At 70.0% G+C, this 1,717-nt stretch carries 1 protein-coding gene; it reads left to right on the top strand.

Annotation, left to right across the window (positions count from 1 at the left end; translation table 11 throughout):
* Positions 1-432: 432 nt before the first annotated feature.
* Positions 433-1,323: a hypothetical protein gene (locus AB0B98_RS33060; protein ID WP_357367761.1), complete on the top strand. Its 891-nt coding sequence runs from the start codon at positions 433-435 to the stop codon at positions 1,321-1,323.
* Positions 1,324-1,717 lie beyond the last annotated feature (394 nt).

The following is a 1,717-nucleotide window of genomic DNA, read 5'->3' as shown; positions in this document are numbered from 1 at the left end:
CGCGGTGCTGTTCATCGCCCGCAACCGGCCGTTTCGGCAAGCGGCGGCGGTGGCGGCGGTCGGCGTGGCGGTCCCGACCTCCCCACCCAGGTCACAGCTGGGGAAGTATGACTAATGGTGACGGCTTGCGGCGGAGTGTCACGAGTGCTTACGGTTCGAGAACTAAGCGACCCCGACACGGTGTTGGAAGCACCAGGCCGGGGTCTGACCGCAAGATCGTCACCCTAGAAAGCCGATCCCGTGGCTACACAGCACCCTAGTCCCGCCCTGGACACCCCCGCACTTTCCCCGGCATACCCGATGGCGAATCCGGGCTACGGCAAGCGCGTGGCACCCGCCCAACTTCCGCGCTCTGCAGCTGACTTCGCCCTTCTCCCCACGCGCGAGCGGTACGTGGCCGGGTTCATCGACCACCTCCCCGAGGGCGCATCGATGAGCGTGAAGCAACTGGCCAAGCAACTCCCGCTCTACGGCCAGCAGGCCATCTCCACAGCGCTCACGGCCCTGTCGGTGGCGGGCCACTTGCGACGCGTACGGTGCCCGGTCGGCGCGGGCGAGGAGACGCGCTGGGTCTTCCGCACCTTCTGGTCCCGCACGGCGCGGGACAACGAATGGTGGACCACCTTCCTGGCCACCGAAACCGCCACGCAGGCGGCGCCCCCGGCCCCGGAAGCGACCACTCCGCCACCTCCGTGGGCCCCGGCCGAGGAGCCCCCGCCCGCCCCGGAGGACCCCGGCCCGGAGCAGGGCCCCGAAGCCACCGCCGTACCGCAGCAACGCACCCCGGTTCAGGCCCCGGACACCGAACCCGCGCCTCCTGCCCCGGACGTGGCCCCGGCAGCACCCCAGGCTCCCGAAACGGGCCCTTCTCCCGCCTACCTCGCCCTGGCCCGCCTGGGCCGCAACGACCACCGCCTCGCGCTCTCTGCCGACGACTGCGCCGCCCTGGAAGCCCGGGCTGCCGAATGGCTTGCCCGAGGCGTGAGCGTTGACTACCTGACCAGCGCCCTCACCGCAGGGCTCCCCAGCAAGGTCGACTCCCCCGTCGGCCTCCTCCGCCGCCGCCTCACTGACAAAATGCCGCCTTACCTGCCGGCCGAGAACACCTCGCCCGACACTCCGGCCCCGACCGCCCGCCGCATCCTTATGGAATGCACCGACTGCGGCCGCCCCGGCCAACCAGAAGCCCTCCCCGACGGCCTCTGCCGCCCCTGCCGCGAAGCCCACAGCACGAAGCCCGGTGAACTCCCGGCCCACCCCACTGAAGCCGCCGACGTCAAGGCCCGCATGAGTAACCTTCGCGACCTGCTCAGAACCGTCTGAGGCTGAAGCCTGCAAGGTCAGTTCGCGCCAGCAGAGAGCGCGGACACGTATCGGGGCACTGGCGCGGCAACCGTTCGCCTTCACAGTTTCCTGGGCAGATGCCGCACGGCCTTCCTTGAGGAAGGGGGCGCCCCCGGGGGTGGTTGGCGGGCAGAATGACCCCTGGCATGCCCAGTCTCGGGTAAGGGCTGGTTGCAACGCGGGAGAGATATGTCCGTTTCTCAAGAAGTAAGTAAAAACAGCCCCTCAGCCGCATAAACCCGCAGGTCACGAACTGTGGTCCCCGCGCGCGCGGGGGTGTTCCCTTCGTTCCGCCGGGCTGTTCTTCGCCCCGTCCAAGGAGCCGACCGCCGCCCGCCTGGCCCGTGAGGAGGCTGCCAAGCGGGTCTGCGCC

The organism is Micromonospora sp. NPDC048947 (genome assembly GCF_040649495.1).
Lineage (GTDB): Bacteria > Actinomycetota > Actinomycetes > Mycobacteriales > Micromonosporaceae > Micromonospora > Micromonospora alfalfae.
This window is presented reverse-complemented; position numbering and strand designations above follow the sequence as displayed.